The 25,111-nt window shown below is 68.7% G+C and carries 20 protein-coding genes and 1 tRNA gene; 13 read left to right on the top strand and 8 right to left on the bottom strand.

The window, feature by feature from the left end; all coding sequences use genetic code 11:
• Window positions 1-22 precede the first annotated feature (22 nt).
• The 5 genes from lgt to VNR19_RS15660 all read left to right on the top strand — a co-directional run bounded on the left by lgt (window position 23) and on the right by VNR19_RS15660 (window position 9,097).
• Window positions 23-997 (top strand): prolipoprotein diacylglyceryl transferase, encoded by a 975-nt coding sequence (lgt, locus tag VNR19_RS15680; protein ID WP_325728203.1) that lies wholly within the window; start codon window positions 23-25, stop codon window positions 995-997.
• Between the two features lie 69 nt (window positions 998-1,066).
• A complete protein-coding gene (gltB, locus tag VNR19_RS15675) occupies window positions 1,067-5,671 on the top strand; it encodes a glutamate synthase large subunit (RefSeq protein WP_414684193.1) in 4,605 nt (1,534 codons plus the stop codon).
• On the top strand, window positions 5,664-7,130 hold the full coding sequence (locus VNR19_RS15670) for a glutamate synthase subunit beta (protein ID WP_325728201.1): 1,467 nt from the start codon (window positions 5,664-5,666) through the stop codon (window positions 7,128-7,130). The genes gltB and VNR19_RS15670 overlap by 8 nt, the downstream gene beginning before the upstream one ends.
• A gap of 51 nt (window positions 7,131-7,181) precedes the next feature.
• A complete protein-coding gene (pyk, locus tag VNR19_RS15665; RefSeq protein ID WP_325728200.1) occupies window positions 7,182-8,630 on the top strand; it encodes a pyruvate kinase in 1,449 nt (482 codons plus the stop codon).
• Window positions 8,631-8,710: 80 nt separating this feature from the next.
• Window positions 8,711-9,097 carry an SHOCT domain-containing protein gene (locus VNR19_RS15660; protein WP_325728199.1) on the top strand — a complete coding sequence of 129 codons (387 nt, stop codon included), beginning with the start codon at window positions 8,711-8,713 and terminating at the stop codon, window positions 9,095-9,097.
• Window positions 9,098-9,301: 204 nt separating this feature from the next.
• Here the strand turns inward: VNR19_RS15660 and VNR19_RS15655 are convergent.
• A tRNA-Leu gene (locus VNR19_RS15655) sits at window positions 9,302-9,384 on the bottom strand.
• A gap of 39 nt (window positions 9,385-9,423) precedes the next feature.
• On the opposite strand from VNR19_RS15655, the gene VNR19_RS15650 reads away from it, so the two are divergent.
• From VNR19_RS15650 to VNR19_RS15640, 3 genes are all read left to right on the top strand, one after another.
• Window positions 9,424-10,038 (top strand): ANTAR domain-containing response regulator, encoded by a 615-nt coding sequence (locus VNR19_RS15650; RefSeq protein WP_325728198.1) that lies wholly within the window; start codon window positions 9,424-9,426, stop codon window positions 10,036-10,038.
• Window positions 10,039-10,090: 52 nt separating this feature from the next.
• On the top strand, window positions 10,091-12,733 hold the full coding sequence (polA, locus tag VNR19_RS15645) for a DNA polymerase I (RefSeq protein ID WP_325728197.1): 2,643 nt from the start codon (window positions 10,091-10,093) through the stop codon (window positions 12,731-12,733).
• 62 nt (window positions 12,734-12,795) lie between these two features.
• Window positions 12,796-14,466 carry a DUF885 domain-containing protein gene (locus VNR19_RS15640; RefSeq protein WP_325728196.1) on the top strand — a complete coding sequence of 557 codons (1,671 nt, stop codon included), beginning with the start codon at window positions 12,796-12,798 and terminating at the stop codon, window positions 14,464-14,466.
• Window positions 14,467-14,505: 39 nt separating this feature from the next.
• Here VNR19_RS15640 and VNR19_RS15635 read toward each other — a convergent pair whose 3' ends face one another.
• Window positions 14,506-15,171 carry a phosphoribosyltransferase gene (locus tag VNR19_RS15635; RefSeq protein WP_325728195.1) on the bottom strand — a complete coding sequence of 222 codons (666 nt, stop codon included), beginning with the start codon at window positions 15,169-15,171 and terminating at the stop codon, window positions 14,506-14,508.
• A 95-nt stretch (window positions 15,172-15,266) separates the two neighbouring features.
• On the opposite strand from VNR19_RS15635, the gene VNR19_RS15630 reads away from it, so the two are divergent.
• From VNR19_RS15630 to VNR19_RS15615, 4 genes are read left to right on the top strand one after another with little or no spacing between them, the layout of a single operon-like run.
• Complete coding sequence (locus tag VNR19_RS15630; protein WP_325728194.1) at window positions 15,267-16,325, top strand: LLM class flavin-dependent oxidoreductase; 1,059 nt, start codon at window positions 15,267-15,269, stop codon at window positions 16,323-16,325.
• A 37-nt stretch (window positions 16,326-16,362) separates the two neighbouring features.
• Window positions 16,363-17,733 (top strand): MFS transporter, encoded by a 1,371-nt coding sequence (locus VNR19_RS15625; protein ID WP_325728193.1) that lies wholly within the window; start codon window positions 16,363-16,365, stop codon window positions 17,731-17,733.
• Window positions 17,734-17,752: 19 nt separating this feature from the next.
• Window positions 17,753-18,529 (top strand): SGNH/GDSL hydrolase family protein, encoded by a 777-nt coding sequence (locus VNR19_RS15620; protein ID WP_325728192.1) that lies wholly within the window; start codon window positions 17,753-17,755, stop codon window positions 18,527-18,529.
• The gene (locus tag VNR19_RS15615) at window positions 18,526-18,654 is read left to right on the top strand and encodes a hypothetical protein (protein WP_325728191.1); all 129 of its coding nucleotides are present in this window, start codon (window positions 18,526-18,528) and stop codon (window positions 18,652-18,654) included. Before VNR19_RS15620 ends, VNR19_RS15615 begins: the two co-directional genes overlap by 4 nt.
• A gap of 15 nt (window positions 18,655-18,669) precedes the next feature.
• Here VNR19_RS15615 and VNR19_RS15610 read toward each other — a convergent pair whose 3' ends face one another.
• Genes VNR19_RS15610 through VNR19_RS15600 form a run of 3 tightly spaced genes read right to left on the bottom strand, consistent with a single transcriptional unit; the run spans window position 18,670 to window position 21,050 of the window.
• A complete protein-coding gene (locus VNR19_RS15610; RefSeq protein WP_325728190.1) occupies window positions 18,670-19,230 on the bottom strand; it encodes a dihydrofolate reductase family protein in 561 nt (186 codons plus the stop codon).
• A gap of 45 nt (window positions 19,231-19,275) precedes the next feature.
• Complete coding sequence (locus VNR19_RS15605) at window positions 19,276-20,118, bottom strand: carbohydrate kinase family protein (RefSeq protein ID WP_325728189.1); 843 nt, start codon at window positions 20,116-20,118, stop codon at window positions 19,276-19,278.
• The gene (locus VNR19_RS15600; protein WP_325728188.1) at window positions 20,118-21,050 is read right to left on the bottom strand and encodes a pseudouridine-5'-phosphate glycosidase; all 933 of its coding nucleotides are present in this window, start codon (window positions 21,048-21,050) and stop codon (window positions 20,118-20,120) included. Before VNR19_RS15600 ends, VNR19_RS15605 begins: the two co-directional genes overlap by 1 nt.
• 211 nt (window positions 21,051-21,261) lie before the next feature.
• On the opposite strand from VNR19_RS15600, the gene VNR19_RS15595 reads away from it, so the two are divergent.
• Window positions 21,262-21,525 carry a DUF6458 family protein gene (locus tag VNR19_RS15595; RefSeq protein WP_325728187.1) on the top strand — a complete coding sequence of 88 codons (264 nt, stop codon included), beginning with the start codon at window positions 21,262-21,264 and terminating at the stop codon, window positions 21,523-21,525.
• A 144-nt stretch (window positions 21,526-21,669) separates the two neighbouring features.
• Here VNR19_RS15595 and VNR19_RS15590 read toward each other — a convergent pair whose 3' ends face one another.
• The 3 genes from VNR19_RS15590 to VNR19_RS15580 form a co-directional block, all read right to left on the bottom strand.
• Entirely contained in the window at window positions 21,670-22,035 is a 366-nt protein-coding gene (locus VNR19_RS15590; protein ID WP_325728186.1) for a cupin domain-containing protein, read from the bottom strand.
• Window positions 22,036-22,199: 164 nt separating this feature from the next.
• Complete coding sequence (locus VNR19_RS15585) at window positions 22,200-22,742, bottom strand: isopentenyl transferase family protein (protein WP_325728185.1); 543 nt, start codon at window positions 22,740-22,742, stop codon at window positions 22,200-22,202.
• Window positions 22,739-25,108 carry an excinuclease ABC subunit UvrA gene (locus VNR19_RS15580; RefSeq protein WP_325728184.1) on the bottom strand — a complete coding sequence of 790 codons (2,370 nt, stop codon included), beginning with the start codon at window positions 25,106-25,108 and terminating at the stop codon, window positions 22,739-22,741. The genes VNR19_RS15585 and VNR19_RS15580 overlap by 4 nt, the downstream gene beginning before the upstream one ends.
• Between the last annotated feature and the right edge of the window lie 3 nt (window positions 25,109-25,111).

The raw sequence follows: 25,111 nt of genomic DNA, 5'->3' as shown, positions 1-25,111 counted from the left end.
CCTCAGCAAGGACGATCTCTCCATGATCCATGCCGCCGCGCAGAGCGCGATCGCCAGCATCCCGAGTCCTCCGGTGAGCTATTTCGACATCGGACCACTGCGCATCCACTTCTACGCGCTGTGCATCATCGTCGGCATCATCGTCGCGGTGCTCATGACGAACCGGCGCCTGACCAGGCGCGGCGCCGAGCCGTGGGTGGTCATCGACATCGCGCTGCTCGCGGTGCCGCTCGCGATCATCTGCGCGCGCATCTACCACGTCGTCACGCACTGGGACTTCTACTTCGGCGAGGGCAGGAACCCGCTGTCGGCGCTGTACATCTGGGAGGGCGGCATCGCGATCTACGGATCGCTCATCGGCGGCGCGATCGGCGCCTGGCTCGGATGCCGGTGGACCGGCATCCGCTTCACCGCGTTCGCGGACGCGCTCGCGCCGGGGCTTCTGCTCGCACAGGCGATCGGTCGCTTCGGCAATTGGTTCAACCAGGAACTGTTCGGCCTGCCCACCGACCTGCCATGGGGCCTCGAGATCGACAGCGACAACCCGGCGTTCCCGCCCGGCCTCGCCGAGGGCACCCTCTTCCACCCGACGTTCCTCTACGAGGTTATCTGGAACGGGCTCGGCGTCATCGTGCTGCTGTGGGCCGGTCGCCGCTTCCGCCTGCAGTGGGGGCGCCTGTTCGGCCTGTACCTCGTCTGGTACAGCGCGGGCCGCATCGTGTGGGAGTCGATCCGCATCGACCCGAGCGAGATCATCCTCGGACTCCGCACGAACGTGTGGGCGGCGATCCTCGGTGTGGTCCTCGGTCTGGTTATCCTCTACGTGCAGAAGCGGCGGCACCCGGGCTACGAGCCCTCGCCGTACGTGCCCGGTCGCGAGTGGACGCCGGAGGGCGCTGTACAATCGCAGGACACTCCGGAATACGTCGACACCAGCGAACCCCCGGCAGACGTCGTTCCAGAGGGCACAGCCACAAGCGCACCCGCCAGCAAGTAGAGCTGCTCCGGCAGCAGTTGGGCCGACGGCGTCCCACCTTTGACGATCAACTGTGAGGACGGTACGTGTATGGCTTCGAGCCCTCGTCTCGGCGCGGACGGCGCGACTGAGCGCGCCCGCGCGGTAGGAGGTGCCCTGCCTTCGAAGCAGGGCATGTACAACCCTGCCTTCGAGAAGGACGCCTGCGGCCTCGCGATGGTGGCGACGCTGCGCGGCGAGCCTGGGCACGACATCGTCGACCTCGCTCTGACCGCGCTGCGCAACCTCGAGCACCGCGGCGCCATCGGCTCCGACGCGGGCACGGGCGACGGCGCGGGCATCCTCACGCAGATGCCGGATGAGTTCCTGCGCGCGGTCGTCGACTTCGACCTGCCGCCGGTGGGGGAGTACGCCGCGGGCATGGTGTTCCTGCCGCGCGACGACGAGCAGCGCGCCACGCAGAAGGCGGGCATCGAGCGGATCGCCGCATCCGAGGGCCTCACCGTGCTCGGCTGGCGCGCTGTGCCGACCGAAGACGAGCACCTCGGAAAGCTCGCCTACGAGGCGCGCCCCGCATTCGAGCAGCTCTTCGTGTCGCGCCCGGCCACGGGCGACGAGCCCGCGCTGGCGGGGATCGCTCTCGACCGCCGCACCTTCCGCCTGCGCAAGCGCGCGCGCCGGGAGCTCGGCGCCTACTTCGTGACGCTCTCCGCCCGCACGCTCGGCTACAAGGGCATGGTCACGACCCTGCAGCTCGAGCCGTTCTACCCCGACCTGCAGGACGAGCGCTTCGCGACCGAGCTCGCGGTCGTGCATTCCCGCTACTCGACCAACACGTTCCCGTCGTGGCCTCTCGCGCAGCCGCTGCGGATGCTCGCCCACAACGGTGAGATCAACACGATCAACGGCAACCGCAACTGGATGCGCGCGCGCCAGTCGCAGCTCGAATCCCAGCTCGTCGGCGACCTGCGCCCGCTGTTCCCGATCTGCACCGAGGGCGCCAGCGACTCGGCGTCGTTCGACGAAGTGCTGGAGCTGCTGACCCTCACCGGGCGCAGCCTTCCGCACGCGATCATGATGATGGTGCCGGAGGCCTACGAGAAGCAGGCCGACATCAGCCCCGAGCTTCGGGCGTTCTACGAGTACCACTCGATGCAGATGGAGCCGTGGGACGGGCCGGCGGCGCTCATCTTCACCGACGGCACGCTCGTCGGGGCGACGCTCGACCGGAACGGTCTGCGTCCGGGCCGCTGGACCGAGACGACCGACGGACTGGTCGTGATCGGCAGCGAGACCGGCGTGCTCGACTTCGAGCCGTCGCGCATCAAGCGCCGCGGACGCCTGCGCCCCGGCCGCATGTTCCTCGTCGACACCGCCCAGCGGCGCATCATCGAGGACGACGAGATCAAGCGCGAACTGGCGACGATGCATCCGTGGCAGGAATGGCTCGACAAGGGCCGCGTGCGTCTGGCCGACCTGCCCGAGCGCGAGCACATCGTGCACCCGATCGCCTCGATCACACGTCGCCAGCGCACCTTCGGCTACACCGAGGAAGAAGTGCGCATCCTGCTCACGCCCATGGGGCAGAACGGCGCCGAGCCGCTCGGTGCGATGGGCAGCGACACGCCCGTGGCGGTGCTCAGCGACCGCCCGCGCCTGCTGTTCGACTACTTCACGCAGCAGTTCGCGCAGGTGACGAACCCACCGCTCGACTCGATCCGCGAAGAGGTCGTCACGTCGCTCGGATCGAGCCTCGGTCCCGAGCGCAACCTGCTGTCGTGGGGCCCCGACCACACGCGCCAGGTCGTCCTCGACTTCCCGGTCATCGACAACGACGAGCTCGCGAAGATCCAGCACATCGACACGGCGCTGCCCGGCCGCACGTCGGTCACGATCCGCGGTCTTTACCGCGTCGAGGCCGGTGCGAAGGGCATGAAGAAGCGCCTCGAGCAGATGTGCACCGAGGTCGACCAGGCCATCGAGGACGGGGCCGAGTTCATCGTCCTGAGCGACCGCGACTCGAACAAGGACCTCGCGCCCATCCCGTCGCTGCTCATGCTGTCGGCCGTGCACCACCACCTCATCCGCAAGGAGACGCGCATGAAGGTGGGCCTCGTGGTCGAGGCCGGCGACGTGCGCGAAGTGCATCACGTCGCGACGCTCATCGGGTACGGGGCATCCGCCGTCAACCCGTATCTCGCGATGGAGACCGTCGAGTACCTCGTCCGATCGGGGTTCATCACGGGCATCACGCCCGAGAAGGCGGTCAAGAACCTCATCTACGCGCTCGGCAAGGGCGTGCTGAAGATCATGTCCAAGATGGGCATCTCGACGGTGTCGTCGTACGCGGGCGCGCAGGTGTTCGAAGCGGTCGGGCTCTCGCAGGAGCTCATCGACACGTACTTCACCGGCACGGAGTCCAAGCTCGGCGGCGTCGGCCTGGACGTCATCGCGGCCGAGAACGCGGCGCGGCACGCGTACGCCTACCCGGAGGACGCGGCGGTGCGTGCGCACGAGCGCCTGTGGACCGGCGGCGAGTATCAGTGGCGCCGCGACGGCTCGCCGCACCTGTTCAACCCCGACACGGTCTTCCGCCTTCAGCACTCGACGCGCACGCGCCGGTACGACATCTTCCGCGAGTACACGAAGCTCGTCGACGACCAGGCGCAGGAGCTGAAGACTCTGCGCGGGCTGTTCCGCTTGCGCACGGAGGGGCGCACGCCCGTTCCGATCGACGAGGTCGAACCGGTCGAGTCGATCGTCAAGCGGTTCTCGACGGGTGCGATGAGCTACGGCTCGATCTCGAAGGAGGCGCACGAGACTCTCGCGATCGCGATGAACCGCATCGGCGGGAAGTCGAACACCGGCGAGGGCGGCGAAGACGTCGAGCGCCTCATGGACCCCGAGCGCCGCAGCGCGATCAAGCAGGTGGCGTCCGGGCGGTTCGGCGTCACGAGCATCTACCTGACCGAGGCGGATGACATCCAGATCAAACTCGCCCAGGGTGCGAAGCCCGGCGAAGGCGGTCAGCTGCCTCCGGGCAAGGTGTACCCGTGGATCGCGCGCACGCGCGGCGGCACCGCGGGAGTCGGGCTCATCTCGCCCCCGCCGCACCACGACATCTACTCGATCGAAGACCTCAAGCAGCTCATCTTCGACCTGAAGCGCGCCAACCCCGGCGCCCGCGTGCACGTGAAGCTCGTGAGCCAGTCGGGCATCGGCGCGGTGGCCGCGGGCACCGCGAAGGCACTGGCCGACGTGATCCTCATCTCGGGCCACGACGGCGGAACGGGTGCCAGCCCGCTCAACTCGCTCAAGCACGCCGGCACGCCGTGGGAGCTCGGTCTCGCCGAGACGCAGCAGACGCTCATGCTCAACGGCATGCGCGACCGCGTCGTCGTGCAGGTCGACGGGCAGCTCAAGACGGGCCGCGACGTCATCATCGGCGCACTCCTGGGCGCCGAGGAGTTCGGCTTCGCGACGGCCCCGCTCATCGTGTCGGGCTGCGTCATGATGCGCGTGTGCCACCTCGACACATGCCCGGTCGGCGTCGCGACGCAGAACCCGTTGCTGCGGTCGCGGTTCACCGGCAAGCCGGAGTTCGTCGTCAACTTCATGGAGTTCATCGCACAGGAGGTGCGCGAGTATCTCGCCCAGCTCGGCTTCCGCTCGCTCGACGAAGCGATCGGACACAGCGAGCTCCTCGACGTCAACGGCGCGATCGAGCACTGGAAGGCGAACGGCCTCGACCTCTCGCCGGTGCTCGAGGGACCGCTGTTCGGGCCCGACGAGCCGCGTCGCAATCTGCGCCCCCAGGAGCACGAGCTCGACAAGCACTTCGACGTGCAGATCATCGAGCAGGCGCGCGACGTCATCGCGAACGGCGGGCGCATCGAGCTCTCGCTCCCGATCCGCAACACGGAGCGGGCGGTCGGCACGCTCCTCGGTCACCACGTGACGCGTGCGCGAGGCGAGAACGGGCTGCCGTCGGGCTCGATCGTCGTGAACCTGACGGGGTCCGCCGGACAGTCGTTCGGCGCATTCATGCCGGCAGGCATCACGCTGCGGCTCGAGGGCGACTCCAACGACTACGTCGGCAAGGGCCTCTCCGGCGGGCAGATCGTCATCCGGCCGCCGCGCGGTGCGAGCTTCGACGCATCGAAGAACGTCATCGCCGGGAACGTCATCGGCTACGGTGCGACGCAGGGCACGATGTTCCTCCGCGGCGTCGTGGGGGAGCGGTTCCTGGTGCGCAACTCGGGCGCAACCGCCGTCGTCGAGGGCGTCGGCGACCACGCACTCGAATACATGACGGGCGGTCTCGCGGTGATCCTCGGCCCGACCGGGCGCAACCTCGGCGCGGGCATGTCCGGCGGAACCGCGTACGTCTACCGACTCGACGAGCGGCTCGTGAACCGCGAGGCCCTCGCCACCGGCGAGCTCTCGCTGGGCGAGCTGGGCTCGGGCGACGCGGCGATCCTGCGCGACCTGCTCGAGCAGCACGTCGCCGAGACGGACTCGACCCTGGCACGGGCGCTCCTCGACGACTTCGAGGCCGAACTGGCGAACTTCGTGCTCGTCATGCCGCGCGACTACGCCGCCGTGCTGCAGACCCGCCAGGAGGCGGTCGCCGAGGGGCTCGACCCCGACGGCGACGTCGTCTGGAGCCGCATCCTGGAGGTGACGGGTGGCTGACCCCAAGGGCTTTCTCAAGGTCACCGAACGCGAGCTGCCCCCGCGGCGGCCGGTTCCGGTGCGCATCCTCGACTGGAAAGAGGTCTACGAGCCGGGCGACTCGGCGGTGCTGCGCCGCCAGGCGGGCCGCTGCATGGACTGCGGCATCCCGTTCTGCCACAAGGGCTGCCCGCTCGGGAACCTGATCCCGGAGTGGAACGACCTCACATGGCGAGGGGAGGGCCGCGCGGCGAGCGAGCGACTGCACGCGACGAACAACTTCCCCGAGTTCACGGGCCGCTTGTGCCCCGCGCCGTGCGAGAGCGCGTGCGTGCTGGGCATCAATCAGCCCGCCGTCACGATCAAGCAGGTCGAGGTGTCGATCGCCGACGAGGCGTTCGCGAGCGGATGGATCGAGCCCGAGCCGCCCGGGAGGCTGACCGGCAAGACGGTCGCCGTGGTCGGCTCCGGCCCTGCGGGGCTCGCGGCCGCGCAGCAGCTCACACGCGCCGGTCACACGGTCGCCGTGTTCGAGCGCGACGACCGCATCGGCGGGCTCCTGCGATACGGCATCCCGGACTTCAAGATGGAGAAGCGCCACATCGAGGCGCGCCTGCGCCAGATGCGCGACGAGGGCACGCGGTTCCGCGCCGGTGTCGAGATCGGCAAGGACATCTCGTGGAGCGACCTCCGCGCACGGTACGACGCCGTCGTGATCGCGACCGGCGCCACGGTGCCGCGCGACCTGCCGATCCCGGGCCGCGACTACGCGGGCGTGCACTTCGCGATGGAGTACCTCGTCGAGTCGAACCGCGCCGTCGCCGGCGACTCCGTCCCGAACCAGATCACCGCCGAGGGCAAGCACGTCGTCGTCATCGGCGGCGGTGACACCGGCGCCGACTGCATCGGCACCGCCCATCGCCAGGGTGCGCTGAGCGTCACGAACCTGGCGATCGGGCGTCGTCCTCCGGGGGAGCGCCCCGAGCACCAGCCGTGGCCGATGACGCCGACGATCTTCGAGGTCCAGTCCGCGCACGAGGAGGGCGGCCAGCGCGAGTACCTCGCGTCGACGGTCGAGTTCCTCGCGAACGACGCAGGCGAGGTCCGGGCGCTGCGCGTCGCCGAGACGGATTTCGTCGACGGCCGCCGGGTGCCCAAGGCCGGCACCGAGCGCGAGATCCCAGCCGACCTCGTGCTCATCGCGATGGGATTCACCGGTCCCGAGCGCGACGCGCTCGAGGACCAGCTCGGCCTGTCGTTCACCGACCGCGGCAACGTCGAGCGCGACGACGTCTACCAGACCTCGACCCCGGGCGTCTTCGTCGCGGGCGACGCCGGCCGCGGCCAGTCGCTCATCGTGTGGGCGATCGCGGAGGGGCGCGCGGCCGCCGCGCGCGTCGACGAGTACCTCATGGGCGAGACCGCGCTTCCGGCGCCGGTGCGCCCGCGCGATGTCGCCATCGGACTGCAGCCCGCGTAGGCTTGCTGCGTCTGTTCAGACCTTGAATACAACCCCGGAGCTAACACACGGATGAGACGCGCCAAGATCGTCGCAACCCTGGGCCCGGCGACTTCGACGTACGAGATGGTTCGCGCCATCATCGACGCCGGAGTCGACGTGGCTCGCATGAACCTCAGTCACGGCGACTACACCGTGCACGAGAACAACTTCGCCAACGTGCGCAAGGCGGCCGAGGACGCGCAGCGGCCCGTCGCGGTACTCGTCGACCTGCAGGGGCCGAAGATCCGGCTCGGCAAGTTCGCCGACGGCCCGCACGAGCTCGCCGAGGGTGACATCTTCAAGATCACGACCGAGGACGTCCCCGGCACGAAAGAGCTCGTGTCGACGACGTTCAAGGGTCTTCCCGCCGATGTGCGGCCGGGCGACTTCCTGCTGATCGACGACGGCAAGGTTCGCGTCAAGGTGCTCGAGACCGACGGCACGGTCGTCACGACCGAGGTCATCGTCGGGGGCACGGTCTCGAACAACAAGGGCATCAATCTCCCCGGCGTCGCGGTGAACGTGCCCGCCCTCTCCGAGAAGGACGAGGCCGACCTGCGCTGGGCGCTTCAGATCGGGGCGGATCTCATCGCCCTGTCGTTCGTGCGCGACGCGAAGGACGTGCAGCGCGTGCACGTCATCATGGCCGAGGAGGGCCGCCGCATCCCGGTGATCGCGAAGATCGAGAAGCCGCAGGCGGTCGACAACCTCGAAGAGATCATCGACGCCTTCGACGGCATCATGGTCGCGCGAGGCGACCTCGCCGTCGAGTTGCCGCTCGAGGCGGTGCCGATCGTGCAGAAGCGCGCGGTCGAGCTGTGCCGCCGTATGGCGAAGCCGGTCATCGTGGCGACGCAGATGCTCGAGTCGATGACGCACTCGCCCGTGCCGACGCGAGCCGAGGCATCCGATGTCGCCAACGCCGTCCTCGACGGCGCCGACGCCGTGATGCTGTCGGGCGAGACGAGCGTGGGGGAGTACCCCGTGGTGACGGTCGAGACGATGGGCCGCATCATCGCGTCGACCGAGGAGCACGGGCTCGAGCGGATCCTGCCGCTGAACACCAAGCCCCGCACGCAGGGCGGCGCCATCACGCTCGCCGCGATGGAGGTCGCCGAGTTCGTCGAGGCGAAGTTCGTCTGCATCTTCACCGAGTCGGGCGACACCGCCCGCCGCATGTCTCGCCTGCGCCCCCGCATTCCCATGATGGCGTTCACGCCCGAGCCGGCGATCCGCCGCCGCATGTCGCTCACGTGGGGCATCCAATCTGCGCTCGTCGAGCACGTGCCGCACACCGACCGCATGTTCATCCAGGTCGACGACTACTTCCTGTCCAACGACCTCGCGAAGGTCGGCGACAAGGTCGTCGTGATCTCGGGATCGCCGCCCGGAATCATCGGCACGACGAACGACATCCGCGTGCACAAGATCGGCGACGCCGTCCACGGCGCGGCCCCGATCTACAAGTCCGGCGAGTAGGGGATTCACCGCCCTCTCCCGCGCGGTGGCCGCGCTCGCTAGAGTGAGCGCGGCCGCTTCTGTCGAGAGGAGCCGGGGCGATGGTCTTCGGGGAGTTCTTCTGGTACCTGCTGTGGGCGTTCTACTTCATCGCCTACGTCTACGTGGTGATCCTCATCATCACCGACCTCTTCCGCGACACGACGCTGAGCGGCTGGTGGAAGGCGGTGTGGATCATCTTCCTCGTCTTCCTGCCGTTCCTGACCGCGCTCGTGTACCTCATCGCGCGCGGCAGGGGCCTCGCGGAGCGAGCGGCGGCCGCGCGCGGCGTCGTGCCCGAGTCCGACGACTACCGGCCCGCGGCCTCCGCGAGCCCGGCCGAAGACATCGCGCAGGCCAAGGCGCTGCTCGATGCGGGAACGATCACGCAGGGCGAGTTCGAGGCGCTCAAGAGCAAGGCGCTCGGCCACCAGTACTTCGGCGCGTAGCGCGAGGAGGACGGATGCCTCGAGCCGAGGCATCCGCGTCGAATGGTGCCGGTGGTGGGAGTCGAACCCACACGCCCTTGCACGCGTCGCTTCGCGCCGCGCGGAGCCTCCGGCCGCGTGGGCCCACCCACAACCGCGCTCTTCCCGAGCCGACCGCCGTATACGTGCGAAAGGGACCACCCTCCGGGCAGTCCCTTTCGCACGTGCCGGTGGTGGGAGTCGAACCCACACGCCCTTGCGGGCAACCGAGTTTGAGTCGGTCGCGTCTGCCATTCCGCCACACCGGCCGTCGCGCGCTTCGATTGACCATACCTTAGGATTCAAAGGTGACTGAGAACGAGCAGCCTGCAGCGTCCTCCACCGCTCCGCGTCGAGTGGTCGTAGCCGAAGACGAGTCGCTCATCCGCCTCGACATCGTCGAGATCCTGCGCGACAACGGGTTCGATGTCGTGGGTGAGGCCGGCGACGGCGAGACGGCCGTCCAGCTCGCGACCGAGCTGCGTCCCGACCTCGTGATCATGGACGTCAAGATGCCGCAGCTCGACGGCATCAGCGCCGCTGAGAAGCTCAGCAAGAACCACATCGCGCCCGTCGTGCTGCTGACCGCGTTCAGCCAGAAGGAGCTCGTCGAGCGCGCGAGCGAGGCCGGCGCACTCGCCTACGTCGTGAAGCCGTTCACACCGAACGACCTGCTGCCCGCGATCGAGATCGCGCTGGCCCGTCACGAGCAGATCATCACGCTCGAGGCCGAGGTCGCCGACATGGTCGAGCGCTTCGAGACCCGCAAGCTCGTCGACCGCGCGAAGGGTCTCCTCAACGAGAAGATGGGCCTCACCGAGCCCGAGGCGTTCCGCTGGATCCAGAAGGCGTCGATGGACCGCCGTCTCACGATGCAGGACGTCGCGAAGGCCATCATCGAGCAGCTCGCACCCAAGAAGTGAGGCACCCCGCGCAGGCGGATTCGGTGTCGACGGCCCTGGCTAGGCTTGCAGGGTGACGGACTCCGAAAAGCCCACTCTCCTGGTCGTCGACGGGCATTCGCTCGCGTATCGCGCGTTCTACGCGCTCCCCGTCGAGAATTTCTCGACGAAGGACGGCCAGCACACGAACGGCATCTACGGCTTCCTCGCGATGCTGATCAACCTGATCAAGGCCGAGAAGCCGACGCACATGGCGGTGGCGTTCGACACGTCGCGTCAGTCGTTCCGCACGCGCGAGTACCCGGAGTACAAGGCGAACCGCTCCGAGACCCCTGCGGAGTTCCGCGGTCAGATCCCGCTTCTGCAGGACTGCCTCGCGGCGATGAACATCCCTGTGCTCCAACTCGAAGACATCGAGGCCGACGACATCCTCGCGACCCTCGCGACCCAGGGCGAACAGCAGGGATTCCGCGTGCTCGTCTGCTCGGGCGACCGCGACACGATCCAGCTCGTCGACGACGACATCACGCTGCTGTACCCGAACGTGCAGGGCGTGTCGCAGCTCAAGCGCTACGACACGCAGGCCGTCATCGAGAAGTACGGCCTGCCGCCCGAGAACTACCCCGACATCGCGGCCCTTGTCGGCGAGACGAGCGACAACCTGCCGGGCGTGCCGAAGGTCGGCGAGAAGACCGCCGTGAAGTGGCTCACGCAGTACGGATCGCTCGACGAGCTGCTCGCGAACGCCGACAAGGTGACGGGTGTCGTCGGCAACAACCTGCGTGAGCACCTCGAAGACGTCAAGCGCAACCGGTCGCTCAACCGCCTCCTGCGCGACGTCGAGCTGCCGGTCGGTCCGGCCGACCTCGCGGTCAAGCCGATCGATGCACAGGCGGTGCGCGACATCTTCTCGCGGCTCGAGTTCCGCACGCTGCTTCCGCGGGTCTTCGAGGCGGCGGGGCTCGACGGCGCGGCCGGCACGACGCAGTCGACGGCCGAGGTGCCGCCGATGCCGAAGGCGGCCGAGCCGTCACCGACCGACCTCGCCGGTTGGCTCGCGGGCACGAACGGCGACGTCGGCGTGACCGTCACGATCGAAGGCGGACTGCCGCGTCGCGTCGGCTTCGCGACGCTCGAGGCGGCTGTCGAGACGACGTGGACGCCCGAGGTCGCCGACGCGATCGCGCCGTGGCTCGCGTCTGATGCGCCCAAGGTGTTCAGCGACGCGAAGCCGCAGCTGAAGGCCCTTCGCCGCGCAGGCGTCGACGTTCGCGGGCTCGCGTTCGATACGATCCTCGCCGGGTGGCTCATCCGTCCGAGCTTCCCCGACAAGACGCTCTCCGACCTGGTCGACCGCTACCTGGGCGAACGGCTGCCGGAGGCCGACCCGTCCCAGCTGGTGCCCGAGACCGAGGGTGCGACACCGGGCCAGGTCTCGTGGTTCACGCTGCGGGTGGCCGACGCGCTGCGCACCGAGCTGCCGGGGCGCGTCGCATCCGTCCTCACCGACATCGAGCTGCCCACGCTCGTGACCCTCGCCGACATGGAGCTCGCGGGCGTCGCCGTCTCGCACGACAAGCTCGCCGCGCTGTCGGGCGAGCTCGGCGAACGCGCCGACGCGATCGCGCAGCAGGCGTACGCGGCGATCGGGCGCGAGGTGAACCTCGGCTCGCCGAAGCAGCTGCAGGAGGTGCTGTTCGAAGAGCTGCAGCTTCCGAAGACCCGCAAGACCAAGACGGGGTACTCGACGGATGCCGCGGTGCTGGCCGACCTGCAGGAGACGAACCCGCACCCCTTCCTCGACCTGCTGCTCCAGCACCGCGAAGCGACGAAGCTGCGACAGATCATCGAGTCGCTCGACACGGCGATCGGCCCGGATGGCCGCATCCGCACGACCTACCTGCAGACCGGCAGCCAGACCGGCCGGCTCTCGAGCACCGACCCCAACCTGCAGAACATCCCGATCCGCACCGAGGAGGGCGCGCGCATCCGCGCCGCGTTCGAAGTCGGCGAGGGCTACGAGGCGCTGCTGACCGCCGACTACTCGCAGATCGAGATGCGCATCATGGCGCACCTCTCGGGCGACCCCGGCCTCATCGAGGCGTTCAACTCGGGCGAAGACACCCACCGCTACGTGGGTGCGCGCGTGTTCGGCGTCGCTCCGGAAGACGTCACGCCGATCATGCGCACGAAGGTCAAGGCGATGTCGTACGGGCTCGTATACGGCCTGTCGGCGTTCGGCCTGTCGAAGCAGCTTCGCATCGACCAGTCCGAGGCGAAACAGCTCATGATGGAGTACTTCGCTCGGTTCGGTGCGGTGCGCGATTATCTGCGCTCGTCGGTCGAGCAGGCGCGCATCGACGGCTACACCGAGACGATCTTCGGGCGCCGCCGGCCGTTCCCCGACCTCACGAGCCCGAACCGCGTGCTGCGCGAGAACGCCGAGCGCGCAGCGCTCAACGCGCCGATCCAGGGCAGTGCCGCCGACATCATGAAGATCGCGCTGTTCCGCATCCACGACGAGTTCCTCGCCGAGGGCCTGCGGTCCCGCGTGCTGCTGCAGATCCACGACGAGCTCGTGGTCGAGGTCGCGCCGGGGGAGTGGGACGCGGCCGAGCGCATCGTGCGGTCGCGGATGGCGGATGCAGCCGAGCTCTCGGTCCCGCTCGACGTGCAGATCGGGCGCGGCGCGGACTGGAACGAGGCAGGTCACTAGCCATCGGGAAGCCGGCGTCCGGGCTCCTCGTCCGGGGGAGCCGGACCCGTAGGCTGGACCCCATGACTGAACCACGGACTCCCACGGAGATCGACAAGATCGCCGAAACCTGGGTCGACACGCTCGCGGAGCTCGAACCGACGATCGCGACGTACATCGGCCGTTCCGAGTACAACGACCGCTTCGGCGACTACTCGCCCGAGGGGCTCGACCGCGTCCTCGACGCTGCGCGCAAGACGCTCACCGAGCTCGAGGCCGCGACGCCGGTCGACGAGATCGACCAGGTCACGAAGGATGACCTCTCGAGCCAGCTGAGGCTCGAGTTGGACGTGTACGAGGCCGGATGGCCGAAGCGCGACCTCAACGTGATCGCGTCGCCTCCGCAAGACCTTCGCTCGGTGTTCGACCTCATGCCGACCGACACGGTCGACGACTGGTCCGTGATCTCCAAGCGCCTCAGCGCACTCCCGGCGGCCATCGAGGGCTACATCGCAACGCTGCGAACAGGGATCGCCGAAGGCGTCGTCCCCGCGCGCCGGCAGGTGACGGAGGTCGTCACGCAGATCGAGCGCTACACGTCCGACAACGGCTTCTTCGCCACGTTCGTCGGCGAGGCCGACCCGAGCGAAGGGCAGCTTCCGGCCTCGCTCGCCCGTGACCTCTCCGACGCGGCAGGCGCCGCCCGCGTGGCGTACGACGAGCTCGCAGCCTTCCTCGGCAACGAGCTCGCGCCGGTCGCATCCGAGAAAGACGCCGTCGGCCGCGAGCTGTACGCGCTCCAGTCCCGCCGCTTCCTCGGGGCCACAATCGACCTCGACGAGACGTACGAGTGGGGCGTCGAGGAGCTCGCGCGCATGGTCGCCGAGCAGGAGGCCATCGCGAACGAGATCAAGCCCGGGGCATCCGTCGAAGAAGCCGTCGCGTTCCTCGAGCAGGACGAGAAGCGCAAGCTGCACGGCACCGAAGCCCTGCAGCGGTGGATGCAGGAGACGAGCGACCGCGCGATCGAGGAGCTCGGCAAGACGCACTTCGACATCGCGGAGCCCATCCGTCGCCTCGAGTGCATGATCGCCCCCACGAAGGAAGGCGGCATCTACTACACCGGCCCGACCGACGACTTCTCGCGTCCCGGTCGCATGTGGTGGTCGGTGCCCGAGGGTGTCGACTCATTCGACACGTGGCGCGAGCTCACGACCGTGTACCACGAGGGCGTTCCAGGACACCACCTGCAGATCGCGCAGGCGGTCTACAACCGCGCGCAGCTGAACTCGTGGCGGCGCCTGCTCGCCGGATCGAGCGGCCACGCCGAAGGCTGGGCGCTGTACGCGGAACGGCTCATGGACCAGCTCGGTTACCTGAGCGACCCCGCCGATCGCCTCGGCATGCTCGACGGTCAGCGGATGCGCGCCGCCCGAGTCGTGCTCGACATCGGCGTGCACCTCGAGAAGCCCCGACCCGACGGGCAGGGCACGTGGGACGCGGACTACGCCCTCGCATTCATGCGCCGCAACGTGAACATGTCGGACGAGTTCGTGAAGTTCGAGGTGAACCGCTACCTCGGCTGGCCCGGGCAGGCGCCGTCCTACAAGGTCGGCCAGCGCATCTGGGAGCAGCTGCGCGACGACGTCAAGGCCGCGCAGGGCGACGCGTTCGACATCAAGGCGTTCCACAAGCGCGCGCTCGACATCGGCGGTGTCGGCCTCGACACGCTGCGGGCGGCGTTCTCGCGCTGAACCACTCGACGGCCGGCGCCTGACGCCCGTGATCGGGCGTCAGGCGCCGGCCGTCGACGTTCCCGCGGACCTGTCCGCGCCGCTCGCCGACGCGGAGAGCAGCCGGACGACCTCGTCGTCGGTGGTCTGGCGGAAGTCGCGATAGAACTGCCCGACCGCCCAGAAATCGCGGATGCGGTTGGGGCACACGTACTCGTCGACGCTGTCGGCCTCGGGCGCGAAGTCGATCGGTGCGACCGGAACGGCGAGCACGACGGACGATGCCCCGCGCGCGCGAAGCGAACGGCACGCGACGGTCGCGGTCGCACCCGTCGCGATGCCGTCGTCGACGACGAGCGCGGTTCTGCCCGAAACGTCGATGGCGGACGCCCCGAACAAGCGCGTACGGCGCGCGAGCTCCTCGCGCTCCTTCTGCTCGACCGCCGCGAGCTCCTCGGGCGTCGTGAACCCCGTGCGCACGGCCTCCGGTCGTACAAGGCGCACATCCTCGGCGATCGCGCCCACCGCGAACTCCTCGTGGTGGGCTGCGCCGAGCTTGCGCACGACGACCGCCGCGAGCGGCAGCGACAGGATCCGCGCGACCTCGGCCGCCACGACGACTCCACCTCGTGGGATGCCGAACACGATGGCATCCGTTCCCCTCCAGCGCTCCAACGCTGCGGCGAGCACTCGCCCCGCGTCGGCGCGGTCCGCGAAGATGGCCATGTGACCACGGTACGCCGGGCGCCGCGCATGTGACCCGGGAATGCGTGCGCCGAATCGCACGTTGCATGCGCGTGAATGCAAAGGAGACCGCGCTCATGACCGACCAGCCCGACACCGCATCCACACCTGACGAGATCGCCTTCGGACTCGACACCTTCGGCGATGTGACCGTCGACGCAGAGGGGAACCGTCTGACGTACGCACAGGTGATCCGCAACATCGTCGACGAGGCGGTGCTCGCCGACGAGGTCGGGATCGCCTCGTTCGGGGTGGGGGAGCATCACCGCCGGGAGTTCGCCGTCTCGAGCCCCGAGATCGTGCTCGCCGCGGCCGCGGGCCGCACGCGCGGCATCCGTCTCGGCACGGCCGTGACAGTGTTGTCGTCCGACGATCCCGTGCGCGTGTACGAACGCTTCGCCACGCTCGATGCCGTGTCGAATGGGCGCGCGGAGGTGACGCTCGGGCGTGGCTCGTTCATCGAGTCGTTCCCGCTGTTCGGCTACGACCTCGCCGACTACGAGATCCTGTTCGAGGAGAAGCTCGACCTGTTCTCGCAGCTCGTCACGGAGAAGCCCGTCACGTGGCAGGGTCGCACGCGCGCGGCGCTCACCGATGCCGACGTCTACCCGAAGACCGAGCACGGCCTCAAGGTGTGGGTGGGCGTCGGGGGCTCGCCCGAGTCGGTCGTGCGGGCGGCGCGCTACGGATTCGGGCTGACGCTCGCGATCATCGGGGGACCGGCGGAGCGGTTCCGTCCGTTCGTCGACCTGTTCCACCGCTCGGTGGCGTCGTTCGGGCACGCCCCGCTGCCCGTCGCGGTCCATTCGCCGGGTCACATCGCCGACACGGACCAGCAGGCGTGGGACGAGGCGTATCCGTCGTTCGAGGGCATGTACAACACGATCGGGAAGGAGCGCGGCTGGCCCACGTACAACCGCCTGCGCTTCCAGCACGACGTGGGGCCCGAGGGTGCGCTGTACGTCGGGTCGCCCGAGACCGTCGCGCGCAAGATCGCAGACACGATCCGCACCCTCGGGATCGCACGCTTCGACCTGAAGTACTCCAACGGCACGCTCAGTCACGAGAAGCTCATGCGTTCGATCGAGCTGTACGGAACGCGCGTCGTCCCCATGGTGCGCGAAATGCTCGCATAGCGCGCCGCAGGCGGTCGCACGGCTCTACGATTCAGTCATGTCGGTCCCGACGCCACCCACGCCCGCCACGACCGCGTCGCTGTCGCAGAGGCTGGATCGCCTTCCGTTCACGCGTGCGCACCTGCGTGTGCTGACCGGCTCCGGGATCGGGTGGGCACTCGACGCCATGGACGTCGGGCTCATCTCGTTCATCCTCGCCGCGCTCGCGCAGGAATGGAGCCTCGCACCCGAAGATACGGCGTGGATCGCGTCGATGGGCTTCGTCGGCATGGCGGTCGGCGCAGCACTCGGCGGGCTGCTCGCCGATCGCTTCGGCCGCCGCCAGGTGTTCGCGCTGACGCTGCTCGTGTACGGCGTCGCGACTGGAGCGAGCGCCCTCGTGGGCGGGATCATGCTGCTGCTCATCCTGCGCTTCTTCGTCGGACTCGGGCTCGGGGCGGAGCTGCCGGTCGCCTCGACGTACGTGAGCGAGTTCGCGCCGGCGCGCATGCGCGGCCGGCTCATCGTGATCCTCGAGGCGTTCTGGGCCGTCGGGTGGACGGCAGCGGCGCTCATCGGGTTCCTCGTGATCCCCGCATCCGATGCCGGTTGGCGCTGGGCGTTCGCGCTCGGCGCGATCCCCGCGGCATACGCGCTCATCGTGCGGTGGGGGCTGCCGGAGTCGCCGCGGTGGCTCGAGCGGCGCGGGCGCCACGAACAGGCTGAGGCCGTCATCCGGGGGTTCGAGGAGTCATCGTCGGTGACGGCCGAATCGGCACGTCGGCTGACGACCGGCCCGATCGAGCTGCCGCCGGCTGCACAGACCGCCCGCGAGCGGCTCGCCGCGCTCTGGTCGGCGGAGTTCCGCGTCCGGACCGCGTGCCTGTGGCTCGTGTGGTTCTGCGTGAACTTCTCGTATTACGGCGCGTTCATCTGGATCCCGTCGATCCTCGTCGCGCAGGGCTACGACCTGGTGCGCTCGTTCGGGTTCACGCTCGTCATCACGCTCGCACAGCTTCCGGGGTACGCCGCCGCCGCGTGGCTCATCGAGGTGTGGGGGAGGCGGCTCACGCTCTCGGTCTTCCTCGCCGGGTCCGCCGTCTCCGCGATCCTCTTCGGCACCGCCGGCGCGGAGTGGTCGGTGCTCGCGGCGGGGATGGCGCTGTCGTTCTTCAACCTCGGGGCGTGGGGCGCGCTCTACGCCGTCACGCCCGAGATGTATCCGACGTCTTTGCGTGCGACGGGCTCGGGATGGGCCGCCGGTGTCGGCCGTGTGGCATCGATCGTGGCGCCGCTCACGGTTCCGCCGCTGCTCGCGCTCGGCGGGGCGCCGGTGCTGTTCATCGTCTTCGCGCTGTTCTTCGTGGCCGCGGCCAGCGGCGCCTGGGGTCTCATCGACCGGCGCGGGCGGTCCCTCGACGACCGCTGAGCGGCCGTAGGCTGAGGCCGTGGCATCCGTTCGATATGTCGCCATCGGCGATTCGTTCACTGAAGGAGTCGGCGACGAGCTTCCCGACGGGCGCGTGAGAGGGTGGGCCGACCTCGTCGCGCAGGGGTGGGCGGATGCCACGGGCGAGCCGATCGAGTACGCGAACCTGGCCATCCGCGGCAAGCTCGTGTGGCAGATCGTCGAGGAGCAGCTCGAGCCGGCCCTCGCGCTCCAGCCGACCCACTTGTCGTTCAACGGCGGCGGCAACGACATGCTGCGCCCGCGCACCTCCATCGCGAGCGTCGCGGACGCGTTCAGCCTCGTGCTCAAGCGCTGCGACGACGAGGGCGTGAAGCTCATCCTTCTGTCGGGGGCGAACCCGTCCGCGCAGCTGCCGATGAGTCGACTGATCCAGCGCCGCGGAGACCTGCTCTCGGCGGCGGTCGTCGCGCGCGTGAGCGATCGTCCGGATGTGGTGCGAGCACTCAACTGGCCCGACCGTGAGCTTTCGTCGTCCGGTTACTGGTCGGAGGATCGGCTGCACATGAACGTGCGCGGGCACCACCGCGTCGCGGCGCGTGTGCTCGATGCCCTCGGGATGGACCCTCCGCAGGAGTGGTGGTCGCTTCCCGAACTGCCGCCCGCCGCGGCGCGTGGCGCCGCGTACTATCGCACACATGTCGGGCCGTGGGTGCGACGCAGGCTCACGGGAACATCGTCCGGCGACGGACGCGAGCCGAAGTACCCGGACTGGGTGACGATCGAACCGACACCGCACGAAGCGACCCCGTCATGAGCGAACCGCCGCGCCACTGGGCTGCACGCCTGTTCGGCGCGACGGGTGCCCCGTGGAGCGTGTCGTTCGCCCTCCACATCCTCGTCGGACTGCTTGTGGGTGCCGGCGTGCTGCTGCCATGCTGATCCGCCGGGGCGGCGTCAGCTCGAGACCGAGAAGGTGAGTTCGGCGAACTGACCCATCTGGCGCACAGCCTGCAGCGTCACGCGGTCGGAACCCAGGTTGCGAGGGAGCAGCGGCTTGCCCGACACGAGCGTCGCGGGTGCGACGGAGACCCGGATCTCGTCGAGGAGCCCCGCGTCTGCGAACTGGCCCGCAAGATCGCCACCGCCGACGATCCACACGTCGCGGTCGCCTGCCGCTTCGCGGATCTCGGGCCACGGCTCGTTCACGTCGCCCGAGACGAACCGGATGTCGGCACCGGGCACGCTGGGCAGGCTGCGGCTCGTGAACACATACGTGGGCCGAGCGCCGTAGTACTTCGGCCACTTCTCGGGGTGCGCGATGAGGTCTTCGTGCTCGAGCACCCACTCGTAGGTGGACGAACCCTGCACGAGGACGCCGATGCCGTCGAGGAACTCCATGAAGTCGGCGTCGCCGCCCTCGCCGCCCGGAACGGCGAAGAGCCAGTCGAGGGAGTGGTTGTCGTCGGCGAGGAAACCGTTCAGAGTCGTTGCGGTGTAGTAGACCACGCGAGGCATGCCGACACGGTAGCGGCGGCCGCCGACATCGCTCCGATCGTCGACCTAGAGCGCCCCGAGCTCGGTGAGAGCGCGCCGGGCGAGGTCTGCTCCGGCGCGGGCGGCGTCTGCGGCATCCGTCCCGCTCATCGCGGCCGCGATGTAGCCGGCGGCGAACGCGTCGCCCGCACCGGTGGAGTCGATGAGGCCCTCCACCGGCTCGACCGGGACGTGCACCTCGTCGCCGCGCGCCGAGACGACGACCGGCGCGCCTCCGCGCTTGACGATGTACGCCTCGACGGACGAGAGATCGATGCCGAGGTCGCCCGCGCACCGCGCTTCGTCGCGGTTCGCGAAGACCACGTCGGGCCGGAGCCTCGCGATGAGCGTCTGCAGCCTTCCGGCGCCGAGGTCGCGCATCGTGGCGATGCTCGAGAGGTCGAGGCTCACGCGGGCGGGAGGTCGCGGCATCCGCTCGATCGCCTCGACGATCGCGGAGCGCGACGGCTCCCTCGAGAATCCGTAGAGCGGCGCGTGCACCCAGTCGACGCCGTCGAGCCACGACGGATCGATCGCACCCAGTTCGGCCGCGGCGCCTCGATCGGTGATCATCGTGCGCTCGCCCTCATCATCGACGAGGATCACGATCGTGCCGGTGCGCTCGCCCCGCTGCACCCGGACATCGACCCCGGCCCGCTCGAGCCGGCGGACGAGCGCGTCACCTGCGGGGTCGTCGCCGACGCATCCGATGAATCGAGTGGCGACGGATGCCGCCGCCGCGGCGGCGACGTTCGCGGCGCTTCCTCCGCGCGCGTGCCGGATCGTGGCGGCGTTGTCGGTGCCGCGTTCGAGGCCCCCGGCGCGGCGGACGAGCACATCGTCGATGAGGTCGCCGATCGTGAGCAGCATCAGACGGCGGGGGAGAGGGGACTGGTGGCGAGGGCGGCCGCGATGCGCGCGCCGAGCGCGACGTTGCCGCGGTAGACGTCCACATTGACGTCGAGGCTGCGCCCGCCCGTCTCACGCTGCAGGAAGTCCAACAGGAACGGCGTCGTGTCGTGACCGGTCACGCCGAGCCGGTGCGCTTCGTCGAGCGCACGCGCGAGCACGTCGTCGTGCAGCTCGCGCGGAAGTTCCCGCTCTGCCCCGACAGGGTTCGCCACGAGGAGGGCGGAACGGATGCCGAGACCGTCGCGCGCGTCGACGACGCGCGCGATCTCTTCGGGGGAGTCGACGGAGAAGTCCAGGTCATACCCGGAATCCGAGATGTAGAAGCCGGGATAGTCGGTCGTGCGGTAGCCGACCACCGCGAGGCTCAGAGTCTCGAGTCGCTCGAGCGTGAGCGGAATGTCGAGGATCGACTTCACGCCGGCGCTCACAAGCACGAGGGGGAGTGCGGCGAGCGTCGGCAGGTCGGCCGACTCGTCGAACGTCTGCTGCGCACCGCGGTGCACGCCGCCGAGCCCGCCCGTCGAGAACACTCGAATTCCGGTGCGATCAGCCAGAAATGCGGTCGCGGCGACCGTCGTGCCGGCGCTCAGCCCCTTGGCCATCGCAAGTGGGAGGTCTCGCAGGCTCGCCTTGACGACACCTTCTGCGGTCGCGAGCCGCTCGATCTCGTCGGGGGAGAGGCCCACCGTCGGGCGACCTTCGATGACGCCGATCGTGGCCGGCACGACACCGAGCGACCGCACGAGCTGCTCCGCGTCGCGAGCGACCTCGATGTTGCGCGGACGCGGCAGCCCGTGAGTGAAGATCGTCGACTCGAGGGCGAGCACAGGCGCGCCGCGGTCGATCGCATCGCGCACCTCCTCTGAGACGGAGAGGGGAGTGGTGGGCACGCGGTCTCCTTCCAGGTCTTCTCACACCCTATTCACGTCCATGGGAGCCCCGCGTCCGGGGAGTTCCGAACACCGAGCGATACCGGAATCCGAGGCATCCGGGATTTGTCAACCCCTTGGGTCGTTTGACGGCGACCCGGAATCGTGGATTGCGGGCCGAAGCGGCCCACAGCAGGGGAGGGGTGACCCCGGACCCCGGAAAGGAACTCGCATGAGCATCGGAGCCGGAATCGCGCTGTTCGCCATCGGCGCCATCCTCACGTTCGCCGTCAACGTCGAGACGGAGTGGGTGAACATCGATCTGATCGGCTACATCCTTATGGGTGCCGGACTCGTCGTCTTCATTGTGGGGCTGGTGCTCCTCATGCGTCGCCGGCGTTCCGACACGGTCACGCGCACCGCTGTCGATCCCGCCGCGAACGAGCGGGTCACACGCCAGAGCACGGCGACCACCGACGACGACCCGTACGTGTAAGCGCCCGGTCGACCACAGACTGCCGGCCGCGTGCGGCCGCAGGAGAAGGCAGCTTCCGACGAGGGAGCTGCCTTCTCGCACGTGTGAGAACCTCTGCGGGCCGGCGTGTCGATCTGAAGATCGCCGACGATCCAGCGGAAGCCGTCAGGTCAGTTCGCGCAGGGGAGAGGTCATCTCGCCGCCCGCTGAACCTGTGTTCACGGTGCCTTGGGGCTCGAACAGCAGCGCGTGAACCTCGTTGTCGGCCTTCGGACAGTGCTCGACGCCGCGGGGAACCACGAAGACGTCGTTCGGGCCGAGCACGACATCGCGATCGCGCAGTTGGATGGTGAGCTCGCCGCTCAGAACCATGAAGAGCTCATCCGTTTCGGGGTGGTCGTGCCACACGAACTCTCCGTGCAGCTTGACGACCTTCACGTCGTAGTCGTTGATGCTCGTGAGGCGGTGGGGCTGCCAGTAGGCGGTGATGCGGGACAGTGCCTCGTCGATGTTCCGGACGTCGTCGCTCATGGGGCGATCCTAAGCGCCGCGACCTCTTCGACCGCCAGGGGAGGACCGCCCGATCGAGGAACCAGGGATGCATTAGAAGTGAACTGACATAATGTGCATTATCGGCGAAGGGTTGATTCAGCCGCTCTGCCGGAAACCCCCGGTCTCGACGCTCCAGAACACCGTCACAGCGAAGCGATCCACTTCTCCATGTCACGAGCGCGCCGGACGAGCAACACCGGTGGCGCATCCGGATCGGCGGCCCATGCGCGCATCGTCTGTCGTTTGTCGCGCCATGACCGGAAATGCCACACGATGATCGAGTCGCGCGACAGCATCAAGCGCCAGGACTCCCGATTGCCGGCGAACAGCTCCTCACGCGAGACAACACGCCGGACGGTTCGCCGTACGAGGCGCTGGAGCGAGAACCAGCGCGGATAGTCGAGTGCGACGATCAGATCGACGTGCGGGAGCACGACGTGCTGCCACGCGCTGTACGCACTGTCGAGAACCCACTCACCGCCCGCGATGGCGTGCTCGATCAGTTCGATCTGCTCCTCCGGCGGACGTTGCATCCAATTCGGAAGCCATCCGATCTCGTCTGCGAGGATCACCGGTACACCGAGGCGCTCTGCGATCCGCTGTGCAGCGGTCGTCTTTCCCGATCCTGTGGCGCCGTACAGCAGGATGCGCCGCGGCGCAGGCGCATCCGGATCAGCGACGCTCAAGCGCTCACGTACTCCGCCAGGTGCTTGCCCGTGAGTGTCGACTTGGCCTTCACGAGCTCGGCGGGCGTTCCCTCGAACACGATGCGTCCTCCGTCATGACCCGCGCCGGGCCCGAGGTCGATGATCCAATCGGCGTGCGCCATGACCGCCTGGTGGTGCTCGATCACGATGACGGACTTGCCCGAGTCCACCAGCCGATCGAGCAGCGCGAGCATGTTCTCGACGTCGGCGAGGTGCAGACCCGTCGTTGGTTCGTCGAGCACGTACACGTCACCCGACTCGCCCATCTGGATCGCGAGCTTGATGCGCTGGCGCTCACCGCCCGACAGCGTCGACAGCGGCTGACCGAGGGTCAGGTATCCGAGACCCGCGTCCTCGAGGCGGCTGAGGATCGCGACGGCGGCAGGGATCTTCGCCTCGCCTTCGGCGAAGAACCGCCGCGCTTCGCTCACAGGCAGATCCAGCACCTGGGTGATGTCTTTCCCGCCGAGCTTGTAGTCCAGCACCGCCGCCTGGAACCGCTTGCCGCCGCAGTCCTCGCACGGCGTCTCGACGGTGTCCATGAAGCCCAGCTCGGTGACGATGATCCCCGCGCCCTTGCACGTCGGGCACGCTCCTTCGGAGTTCGCGCTGAACAGCGCAGGCTTGACGCCGTTGGCCTTGGCGAACGCTTTGCGGATCGGCTCGAGCATGCCCGTGTACGTCGCCGGGTTGCTGCGACGCGAGCCGCGGATCGCGCTCTGGTCGATCGCGACGACGCCCTCGCGCTTGGAGACCGAACCGTGGATGAGCGAGCTCTTGCCCGAACCGGCGACGCCCGTCACGACCGTCAGCACGCCGAGCGGGATGTCGACGTCGACGTTCTGCAGGTTGTTGTCGTTCGCGCCCCTGATCTCGATGCTGCCCTTGGGTGCGCGCACCTCGGGCTTGAGCGACGCCCTGTCGTCGAGGTGGCGCCCGGTGAGCGTGCCGCTCGCACGGAGCCCCTCGACGGTGCCTTCGTAGCAGATCTCTCCCCCGGCGGCACCCGCGCCCGGACCGAGATCCACCACGTGGTCGGCGATCGCGATCATCTCGGGCTTGTGCTCGACGACGAGCACGGTGTTGCCCTTGTCGCGCAGGCGGAGCAGCAGCTCGTTCATTCGCTGGATGTCGTGCGGATGCAGCCCGACCGTCGGCTCGTCGAAGACGTAGGTGACATCGGTGAGCGACGATCCGAGGTGCCGCAGCATCTTGATGCGCTGCGCCTCTCCTCCGGACAGCGTTCCCGACGGACGCTCCAGGCTGAGATAGCCGAGTCCGAGCGTCACGAACGCCTCGAGGTTCGCGCGCAGTGCGTCGAGGAGCGGCCCCGCCTCCGGGCGGTCGAGGCCCTTCACCCACTCGGCGAGGTCGGTCACCTGCATCCGGCACGCGTCGGCGATGCTGACGCCGTCGATCTTCGACGACCGCGCCCCCTCTGTGAGGCGCGTCCCGTCGCACTCGGGGCATTTCGTGAACGTCGCGACGCGCTCGACGAACGCGCGGATGTGCGGCTGCAGTGCGTCGAGGTCCTTCGAGAGCATCGACTTCGTGATCTTCGGGATGAGGCCCTCGTAGGTCATGTTGATCCCCTGGATCTTGACCTTCGTGACCTCGCCGTAGAGGAAGAGGTGGCGCTGCTTCTCGGTGAAGTCCTTGATCGGCTTGTCAGCCGGATAGAAGCCCGACTCGGAGAAGCCCTTCACCATCCAGCCGTCGGGCGTGTAACCCGGCACCATGATCGCGCCCTCGTTGAGCGACTTCGACTCGTCGATCACCTGCGAGAGGTCGATGTCGGACACCGATCCGCGGCCCTCGCAGCGCGGGCACATGCCGCCGAGATAGATCGCCTCCTTCACGATCTTCTTCTCGCCGTTCGGTCCGACCATCACGCCGCTCGCCTTCTGCGTCGGGATGTTGAACGAGAACGCCGTCGGCCCGCCGATGTACGGCTCCCCCAGCTTGCTGAACAGGATGCGCAGCATCGCGTTCGCGTCGGTCACCGTGCCGACCGTCGACCGCGGGTTGGCTCCCAGCCGCTCCTGGTCGACGATGATCGCCGTCGTGAGGCCCTCGAGCACATCGACGTCGGGGCGCGGGACCGAGGGCATGAAGCCCTGTACGAACGCACTGTAGGTCTCGTCGATGAGGCGCCGGGACTCGGCGGCGATCGTGTCGAACACGAGCGAGCTCTTGCCCGACCCCGACACGCCGGTGAAGACGGCCAGTCTTCTCTTGGGCAGATCGACGTCGACGTTCTTGAGGTTGTTCTCGCGGGCACCGCGCACGCGGATCAGCTCGTGGCTGTCGGCGAGGGGTGCGGCGGACGCGGGGGCGCTGGTCATCGG

Origin of the sequence: Microbacterium sp. (genome assembly GCF_035556355.1) — a bacterium.
Lineage (GTDB): Bacteria > Actinomycetota > Actinomycetes > Actinomycetales > Microbacteriaceae > Microbacterium.
This window is presented reverse-complemented; position numbering and strand designations above follow the sequence as displayed.

What these genes read in the sequence shown, in the direction of transcription:
- VNR19_RS15580 (WP_325728184.1), bottom strand. Translation starts at nt 25,108, where the DNA reads ATGACCAGCGCCCCCGCGTCCGCCGCACCCCTCGCCGACAGCCACGAG.
- lgt (WP_325728203.1), top strand. Translation starts at nt 23, where the DNA reads ATGATCCATGCCGCCGCGCAGAGCGCGATCGCCAGCATCCCGAGTCCT.
- VNR19_RS15630 (WP_325728194.1), top strand. Translation starts at nt 15,267, where the DNA reads ATGACCGACCAGCCCGACACCGCATCCACACCTGACGAGATCGCCTTC.
- VNR19_RS15640 (WP_325728196.1), top strand. Translation starts at nt 12,796, where the DNA reads ATGACTGAACCACGGACTCCCACGGAGATCGACAAGATCGCCGAAACC.
- VNR19_RS15595 (WP_325728187.1), top strand. Translation starts at nt 21,262, where the DNA reads ATGAGCATCGGAGCCGGAATCGCGCTGTTCGCCATCGGCGCCATCCTC.
- gltB (WP_414684193.1), top strand. Translation starts at nt 1,067, where the DNA reads ATGGCTTCGAGCCCTCGTCTCGGCGCGGACGGCGCGACTGAGCGCGCC.
- VNR19_RS15590 (WP_325728186.1), bottom strand. Translation starts at nt 22,035, where the DNA reads ATGAGCGACGACGTCCGGAACATCGACGAGGCACTGTCCCGCATCACC.
- VNR19_RS15625 (WP_325728193.1), top strand. Translation starts at nt 16,363, where the DNA reads ATGTCGGTCCCGACGCCACCCACGCCCGCCACGACCGCGTCGCTGTCG.
- pyk (WP_325728200.1), top strand. Translation starts at nt 7,182, where the DNA reads ATGAGACGCGCCAAGATCGTCGCAACCCTGGGCCCGGCGACTTCGACG.
- VNR19_RS15610 (WP_325728190.1), bottom strand. Translation starts at nt 19,230, where the DNA reads ATGCCTCGCGTGGTCTACTACACCGCAACGACTCTGAACGGTTTCCTC.
- VNR19_RS15660 (WP_325728199.1), top strand. Translation starts at nt 8,711, where the DNA reads ATGGTCTTCGGGGAGTTCTTCTGGTACCTGCTGTGGGCGTTCTACTTC.
- VNR19_RS15605 (WP_325728189.1), bottom strand. Translation starts at nt 20,118, where the DNA reads ATGCTGCTCACGATCGGCGACCTCATCGACGATGTGCTCGTCCGCCGC.
- VNR19_RS15615 (WP_325728191.1), top strand. Translation starts at nt 18,526, where the DNA reads ATGAGCGAACCGCCGCGCCACTGGGCTGCACGCCTGTTCGGCGCGACG.
- VNR19_RS15635 (WP_325728195.1), bottom strand. Translation starts at nt 15,171, where the DNA reads ATGGCCATCTTCGCGGACCGCGCCGACGCGGGGCGAGTGCTCGCCGCA.